This is a genomic window from Paraburkholderia sp. (assembly GCF_035501035.1).
Taxonomy (GTDB): Bacteria; Pseudomonadota; Gammaproteobacteria; order Burkholderiales; family Burkholderiaceae; genus Paraburkholderia.
This window is the reverse complement of record NZ_DATJWR010000452.1, coordinates 1-8,043: the sequence shown is the minus strand read 5'-3', so window position 1 is coordinate 8,043 and position 8,043 is coordinate 1. Positions and strand designations below refer to the sequence as shown.

The 8,043-nt window shown below is 64.4% G+C and carries 6 protein-coding genes; 2 read left to right on the top strand and 4 right to left on the bottom strand.

Translation table 11 applies throughout. The features are described 5' to 3' along the window. Positions 1-779: 779 nt before the first annotated feature. The 4 genes from VMJ11_RS34570 to acs form a co-directional block, all read right to left on the bottom strand. Positions 780-851: a hypothetical protein gene (locus tag VMJ11_RS34570; RefSeq protein ID WP_414694542.1), complete on the bottom strand. Its 72-nt coding sequence runs from the start codon at positions 849-851 to the stop codon at positions 780-782. A 798-nt stretch (positions 852-1,649) separates the two neighbouring features. Continuing rightward, a complete protein-coding gene (locus VMJ11_RS31815; RefSeq protein WP_325624960.1) occupies positions 1,650-3,668 on the bottom strand; it encodes a VC_2705 family sodium/solute symporter in 2,019 nt (672 codons plus the stop codon). After that, a complete protein-coding gene (locus tag VMJ11_RS31810) occupies positions 3,665-3,970 on the bottom strand; it encodes a DUF4212 domain-containing protein (protein ID WP_414694541.1) in 306 nt (101 codons plus the stop codon). The genes VMJ11_RS31815 and VMJ11_RS31810 overlap by 4 nt, the downstream gene beginning before the upstream one ends. A gap of 171 nt (positions 3,971-4,141) precedes the next feature. Further along, positions 4,142-6,124 (bottom strand): acetate--CoA ligase, encoded by a 1,983-nt coding sequence (acs, locus tag VMJ11_RS31805; RefSeq protein ID WP_325624957.1) that lies wholly within the window; start codon positions 6,122-6,124, stop codon positions 4,142-4,144. A gap of 380 nt (positions 6,125-6,504) precedes the next feature. Here acs and VMJ11_RS31800 point away from each other — a divergent pair, with 380 nt between their 5' ends. Next, positions 6,505-7,404: a DMT family transporter gene (locus VMJ11_RS31800; RefSeq protein ID WP_325624956.1), complete on the top strand. Its 900-nt coding sequence runs from the start codon at positions 6,505-6,507 to the stop codon at positions 7,402-7,404. A gap of 214 nt (positions 7,405-7,618) precedes the next feature. Next, a partial coding sequence (locus VMJ11_RS31795) for a TIGR00645 family protein (protein WP_325624955.1) occupies positions 7,619-8,043 on the top strand: 425 nt, incomplete at its 3' end.

The window sequence follows — 8,043 nt, the reverse complement described above, 5'->3', positions numbered from 1 at the left end:
CGCGCTTGCAGGCAGGCTCCTCGCAGCGATGAGTAGAAGGCGTTTCATGTTGTTCCCCGTTTGTTCTCGTTCTGTCTCGCCCGATCCTACACCGGGGCGCGGCGCGATGAATGTATTCGGGCCGGGCCCAGACGTGCTTTGTGCAGGCAAACCGCAAACCGAACATCGATTTTTAACCGTTCAGTACATTTCCGGGAGCCTTTTCGCGCACGCGCGCGGATTACCGCATGCGGCGTGCCTCTTGGGGGAACACCATAGCGACCGCCACTCGGGCAGTCAGGGGAGCATTTTTCGTGCACGCTGCGGTGATGCGTTGTGGGTTATGACGCGAAATCAGTATCCTCCTCCTGGGCCCTCGTTTTTTTGACTATAGAGAAAGAGTAGGGAAAACGCGTCACAACCCACAACCCGTCACCAGCTTTTACTCAAACGACACGATGCGCGCGAACTCCGTAGTGCTTGCCACCCTTTCGCTGCGCATTCGGCCCCCCCTTGCCTGCATCTCACGTCCAAACCTCGTTTGCGTGTAGCCGTCTCCGATGCCCTCCTCATCGCACCACGAGTTGAAGTCTTCGAACAACGCCTGCGCCGTATCCCCGTCCTTCGGGTCGCACCGCTCACATTGATCGAACCATCGGCCTGGAACGTCCTGATCAGCAAAATAAGCGCGTGTCATGTTCACGACTTCAGCCGGCGGCGTCAGCCCGTCGCGCACATAGGCAACCGCGCCGGCGACTATCCGCGCATTTCAGTCGCGTGGTCCGCCGTCGAGCTATTGCTCAGTGATTACCGAGTAACGCCGGTTTCAACCGCTCATCGACCGGCTGTCGACCGAGCCAGACCGCGAGCAGTGCGTTGGCAGTTGCGCGGCATCGGCCTCGCCGACATTGCTTTCGAGATGCGGATTACTCGTGCGCAGCAGCCCTTCGGCTAGACACGACCACGAAATCGAACTGCCCTGGCCGATATCGTCGGCGAAGTCGAATGGGAAGAACGAGCGGTACTCAATTTCGCTGACGTCGACGAGCCCAGCGTCGCACGGCAAGATATCTCCCCGCATCTGCACGCGCTCCCACGCGACGTCGCGATCCCAGCAGTACGGCTGGCTATCGTCGATTAGAATCGTGCCCGGACGGACGAGATCGATGTTGAGGATGTACGGCGTGCTGACCGCGCTGATGATGACGTTCGCGTCCTGGTAGCAACGACTTTCGGGCGGCAACTCTTTGCGCGTGGCAAGCACTTCGAGCGAGACGTGCACGCCCGAGTGCGCGGTAATTTCCTCCGCGATAGCGTGCAGCCGCTCTCGCTGTTGTTGTGTGTCGACGAGAACGATGTGCGCAGGCTTCGTGATCTTTGCCGAATGCGCGAACAGCTTCGCCATGCCCGCACCGACGCTGCCGACGCCCAGAATTGCGACAGTCGCTTGCTGCCCACTCATCCGGGATTCGCGTAGCGCCTTGTCGAATTGACGGACAATCGAGACCGACGTCACCGCGTGCCCCGTCGTGAGTTCGATCCCGAGTTCCTGCGAGCGAGCTTCAAGACGCTTGCCGTAGTTCGACAGCGCGCCCGTGAGCCCACCCAGACACACATGCCGCGCGCCCATCGCTGTGATCGAGCGCACGCCGGCGAACATCTCCCTGCCCTCACGGATGGCGGATATAGTCCACGAGCGCAATCGTATACGCGTCCGGCTTTCTGTCGAGCAGGCTCACGCCAATCGCCACCAGAAAGCCGGCAGGCACGCCGAACACGCCTGAGCTGATCGGCTCGATGCCGAACCATCGCCCGCCCGCGAAACCCGTGAGCTGCGTGAAGAATGGGTAGGTCGAGACGATGTAATAGACGCACACGGTCAGGCCCGCAATCATGCCGGCCACAGCGCCCAGGCGCGTCGTGCGCTTCCAGAATACGCCGAGCACCAGCACCGGAAAGAGGCTCGACGCCGCCAGCGAAAACGCCGCGCCGACGAGGAAAAGGATGTTGCCCGCATTGAGCGACGCCACCCACGAGGCGAACAGCGCGACCCCGAGCAGCAGGATCTTCGACATCGTCACACGACGCTGGCTCGATGCCTCCGGGTCGACCATGTGGTAATACACGTCATGCGAGAGCACGTTCGAGATCGTGAGGAGCAGGCCGTCCGCGGTGGAGAGCGCCGCCGCCAGCGCACCCGAGGCAATGAGCCCCGACATCACGTACGGCAGCCCCGCGATCTCCGGCGCGGCGAGCACGACCATGTCGGGCTGCATCTGGATGTCGCTCCAGCGCACCACGCCGTCGCCGTTGACGTCCGCGATGTTGATGAGATACGGCTCGATGCGCCGCCACTGCATGACCCATTGCGGCAGGTCGTCAAAGCGCTGCCCGACCAGATGCGTGAGGATCTCGAACTTGATCAGCACCGCGAGCACCGGCACGGTCAGATAGAAAAGCGCGACGAAAAAGAGCGTCCATCCCACCGACCGCCGCGCCGAAGCCACCGAGGTCGTCGTGTTGTAGCGCGTAAGGATGTGCGGCAGGCTCGCCGTGCCGAGCGAAAGACACAGCAACAACGCAAGGAAGTTGCGTTGATGATTGCGCCGTTCGGCTTCGTCGTCGGCGGGGAACGGCTCATTCATTGGCACCGGCGGTTCCGCGCGCTCAAGCAGGCTGTCGCGCTGCCGCGTCCACACCACGCGTGCCGTGTCGACGTCGCGCGGGAACGCGTTCAGCGTGCGCTCCAGCGAGTCGATCTCGCGTAGCGGCCCGTTGTGGCGGCGCAAATCCGCGAGCGACTCCACGAGGTGCGTCTTCTCCTGCACGTACGATTGCGGCAGCGTATCGAGCCGCGCTTGCCACTGCGCTGCGCGTCGCCGGTATTCGTCGCGCACGTTGGCCTCGGCGCTCGCGCCGCGCACGTCGCGCTCGAGCGCTTCCACGCGCTGCATCACGTCGCCGTAGTCGACTTGCGGGAGCCAGCCCAGGCCATCGCGATGCGCGATGAGCGAGACCGGTATCAGGATGGCCGCGATGAGGATGATGTACTGCGCAACCTGTGTCCACGTCACGGCGCGCATGCCGCCAAGGAACGAGCACACGAGAATGCCCGCCAGCCCGCAGAAGATGCCGATGGCGAAATCCACGCCGATGAAACGCGTCGCGATGAGGCCCACGCCCTGGATCTGCGCGACGAGGTAGACGAACGAACAGAGGATGGTCGCCAGCACGGCGAGCGCGCGCACGAGGTTGCTCGAGAAGCGCGTGCCGAGGAAGTCGGCGATCGTGTAGCGCGCGAGCTTGCGCACATACGGCGCGAGCAGGAAGGCGACGAGGCAGTAGCCGCCCGTCCAGCCCATCAGGTAGGCGAGGCCGTCGTAGCCGCTCGCGTAGAGCGAGCCCGCGAGGCCAATGAACGACGCCGCGGAAAGCCAGTCGGCGGCCGTCGCCATGCCGTTGAAGAACGAAGGCACGCGCCGCCCCGCCACGTAGTATTCGACGAGATCGGAGGTGCGCGAAAGCAGCCCGATCACGGCATAGACCGCGATCGGTACGAACAGGAACACGTAGCCGATCCACATGCCGGGGCCCGTGACCAGCTCGATGCGCCACATCACGTAGACGAAGGCGAGAAAGCCGAGCGTATAGCACGCGTAGGAGCGGATGAGCCGGTGCGCGAGCTTCATCGTTGCGGCGCCTTGCTCGCCCCGCGAATGGCGATGTCGGCTTCGAGCGCGGCCTGGAGTTCGCGGTCGGCGCGCTGCATCAGCACGATGTAGATCGCGACGAGCAGCACGTAAAGAAGAATGGCGCCCTGTGCGCCGAGGTAGAACGGCAGGCTGAAGCCCGCGAAGCGCACATCGGCGAGCGTGCGCGCAGCGAGCGGCGCGACGAACGAGACGAGAAAGCCGATCGTCATGAGTACGGCGATCAGCACGACATTGAAGCGCCAGTAACGCCTGTGCGCGTACGCCATCGCCTCGCTCACCGGCGGTGGCTCGGGCAATGGATTGAGATTGTTTTGCGGTGTAGTGTGTGGCGCGGCCATGCGCCTGTGTAGCAAAAACGCGTATGGCCGGCAATCCGGATCAATGCGGGGATTGATCCGGCAAACGTTTCGCGGCGCGGCGCCGGACAAGGCACCGCGCGATGCTGACGTTCAGAGCGATTCGCCGAGCTGGTCGAGAATCGCCGGATTTTCGAGCGTGGAAACGTCCTGCGTGATCGCCTCGCCCTTCGCGAGCGAGCGCAAGAGGCGCCGCATGATCTTGCCCGAACGCGTCTTCGGCAGGTTCTCGCCGAAGCGGATGTCGCGCGGCTTGGCGATCGGCCCGATCTCCTTGCCCACCCAGGCGCGCAGATCGTTGGCGAGCTTCACGGCTTCGTCGCCCTGCGGGCGCGTGCTCTTGAGCACGACGAAAGCCACCACGGCTTCGCCGGTCGTGTCGTCGGGGCGGCCCACCACGGCCGCTTCGGCCACGAGCGGGTTCGCCACCAGCGCCGACTCGATCTCCATCGTACCGAGGCGGTGTCCCGAGACGTTCAGCACGTCGTCGATACGCCCCATGATCGTGAAGTAGCCCGTGTCCTTGTCGCGCACGCTGCCGTCGCCGGCGAGGTACAGCTTGCCGCCGAGCTCTTCGGGGAAGTAGCCCGCGCGGTAGCGATCAGGGTTGCCCCACACGTTGCGGATCATCGCGGGCCACGGGCGCTTCACGACGAGAATGCCGCCCTGCCCGTTGGGCACGTCCTGGCCGGTTTCGTCGACGATCGCCGCCATGATGCCCGGCAGCGGCAGCGTGCACGAGCCCGGCACGAGCGGCGTGGCGCCTGGCAGCGGCGTGATCATGTGGCCGCCGGTTTCGGTCTGCCACCACGTGTCGACGATCGGGCAGCGCTTGCCGCCCACGTTCTCGTAGTACCACATCCAGGCTTCGGGATTGATCGGTTCGCCCACCGTGCCGAGAACACGCAGCGAGGAAAGGTCATAACTCTTCGGATGCACCTTCGCATCGGCTTCGGCCGACTTGATGAGCGAGCGGATCGCCGTGGGCGCAGTGTAGAACAGCGTGACCTTGTGCTTCGCGATCATGTCCCAGAAGCGGCCCGCGTTCGGGTACGTGGGTACGCCTTCGAACACGATCTGGGTCGCGCCAATCGTGAGCGGGCCATAGGCGATATAGCTGTGGCCCGTGATCCAGCCAATGTCGGCCGTGCACCAGAACACATCGGTGGGCTGCCAGTCGAAGGTCCACTTCAGGGTTTGCGCGGCCCACAGCAAATAGCCGCCCGTGCTGTGCTGCACGCCCTTGGGCTTGCCCGTCGAGCCCGAGGTGTAGAGGATGAAGAGCGGATGCTCCGCGCCCACGGGCTCCGGCGCGCAGATGTCGCTCTCGAGAGCCGAGAGCTCGTGCATCCAGTGGTCGCGGCCTTCGTGCCAGGCGACCTTGCCGCCCGTGCGCTGATAGACGATCACGCTGTGCACCGCTTCGCAGCCGCCCATGGCGAGCGCTTCGTCGGCGATGTTCTTGAGCGGCAGCGCCTTGCCGCCGCGCATCTGTTCGTCGGCGGTGATGAGCGCAACCGCGCCCACGTCCACCATGCGCTCGTTGAGCGACTTCGACGAGAAGCCGCCGAACACCACCGAGTGCGTGGCGCCAATGCGCGCGCACGCCTGCATGGCGACCACGCCTTCAACCGACATCGGCATATAGATCACGACGCGATCGCCCTTCTTCACGCCGCGTTTCTTCAGCGCATTGGCAAAGCGCGAGACGCGCGAGAGCAGGTCCTTGTAGGTGACGTTCGTCACGGCGCCGTCGTCGGCTTCGAAAACGATCGCGACGCGCTCGCCATTGCCGGCCTCGACGTGACGGTCGAGGCTGTTGTACGAGGCGTTGAGCTCGCCGTCCTCGAACCACGTGTAGAACGGCGCCTTCGATTCGTCGAGCACCTTCGTGAAGGGCTTTTGCCACGTCAGCGTTTCTCGGGCGAGACGCGCCCAGAAACCTTCGTAATCGCGCTCGGCTTCGGCGACGAGCGCCTTGTATGCGTCCATGCCGGACACCGTGGCCGCGGCCACCGTTTGCTCGGAAGGCGCAAAGACGCGGCGCTCCTGAAGAACCGATTCAATCGCAGACATCGACAACCCCTTGGTGAAGATGAAACGTCAAACTTGTGGACACGCTAGAGCATCTTCGATGCCCGCGCGCGCCGTCTCCGTGCGCCATCGCCCAGATGCGGACCGGACGGGGCGCTGTTGGCTTTTCGCTGCGCGCTGCCGCATGGTGGCATTGCGGCACCGCAGCACGCATGGGCGCCTCCTTTTGCCTCGACCCGTTGCGATGCATCCTGATGCAATCGAAGCAGTCGAAGCGGCCCACCCATGCCGGCAAGATTAAGCGTAGCAACTTACCGGCCACTTACGCGCGCAAGCCGGCATGGCGTTGCCGGCGGCACGCGATGGCACGCAGGTAAGCAGGCATTTAGAATGCTAACTGAACTGCGCACCCGGATTCCAGCTTGAATCGCTATTCTCTTTTTCTCGTCGCCTCGATGCTGCTCGTCGGGAGCAACGTCGGCATCGGCAAGTCGATCGTCGCCTTCGTCCCCGTTCCGCTCTTTGCGCTGCTGCGCTTCGTGATCGCCCTCGCGGTGCTCGGGCCGCTCTTGCGTCCCGCGAAAATGAGGCGCGTCAAACGCGGCGAATGGCTCAATCTGTTCCTGCAAGCGCTGTTCGGGACATTCGGGTTTACGCTGCTGATGCTCGGCGGCGTGCATCGCACGAGCGCGGTTGCGGCCGGCGTCATCACGAGCACGATTCCTGCCGTGGTCGCGCTCTTCTCGTGGCTTTTCCTGCGCGAGCGCCCCGATGCGCGCGCACTCGCCGCCATCGTGCTCGCCATTGCGGGCATCGCGGTCATCAACCTCGCGCACGCGGGCGAAAGCGGCGACGCCGGCGCGGCCGGCTCCTTCATCGGCAACCTGATGGTGCTCGGCGCGGTGTGCTGCGAATCGCTCTACGTGATCCTCTCGCGCCGCCTCACGCAAACGCTGGCGCCGCTCGACATCTGCGCGTACACGCATCTGTTCGGCTTTCTGCTGATGCTGCCCGTGGGGCTGCCCGGCGCACTGTCGTTCGATTTTGCGAGCGTGCCCGCGGGCATCTGGTGGCTCGCGCTCTGGTACGGGCTTTCGGCAAGCGTGTTCTCGTTCTGCCTCTGGATGATCGGCATCCGCCACGTGCCGGGCAGTATCGCCGGCGTGTTCGCGGCCGTGCTGCCGGTAGCGGCGGCGCTCTACGGCATCGTCTTCCTCGACGAGCGGCCCACGCCCGCGCACGGCGTCGCGCTCGCCTGCGTGGTGGCCGGCATCGCGCTCGCGAGCCTCAAGACGAAGCGCCTGCCGCCTGTGGCGTCTTGAGCATTTTTGTAATATTCTCGAAAGCTTTACGACCCGGCGCAGCCAGTGAAATCGCCGCACCGCCATCATGGCCCGGCGCGAGCCGCCTTGCCGGGATCCCGGCGAGCCGGCGCGCCGACACTGTACAATAGCGCCCGCCTGGCCCCGCGCGCGCCTCGTGCGCGCCATCTGAACCACCCAGACGGCCCCGCCGATTTCGCCAACGTGATTGCCCATGTCCGCTGCACGCCCCCAGCCTCCCGCGGGTAAAGCCCGCCGCCGCATGCGTCCGCTGCCCAGCATCATCTTCATGAGCCGCTGGCTGCAGGTGCCGCTCTACCTGGGCCTGATCGTCGCTCAAGTCGTCTACTGCGTGCTGTTCCTCAAGGAGGTGTGGCACCTCGTGAGCCACACCACGACGCTCGACGAAACCAGCATCATGCTCGCCGTGCTGAGCCTGATCGACGTGGTCATGATCTCGAACCTGCTCATCATGGTGATCGTCGGCGGCTACGAGACCTTCGTCTCGCGCATGAATCTCGAAGGCCATCCCGACGAGCCCGAATGGCTCGATCACGTGAACGCCGGCGTGCTGAAAGTGAAGCTCGCCATGGCGCTCATCAGCATTTCGTCGATCCACCTGCTCAAGACCTTCATCAA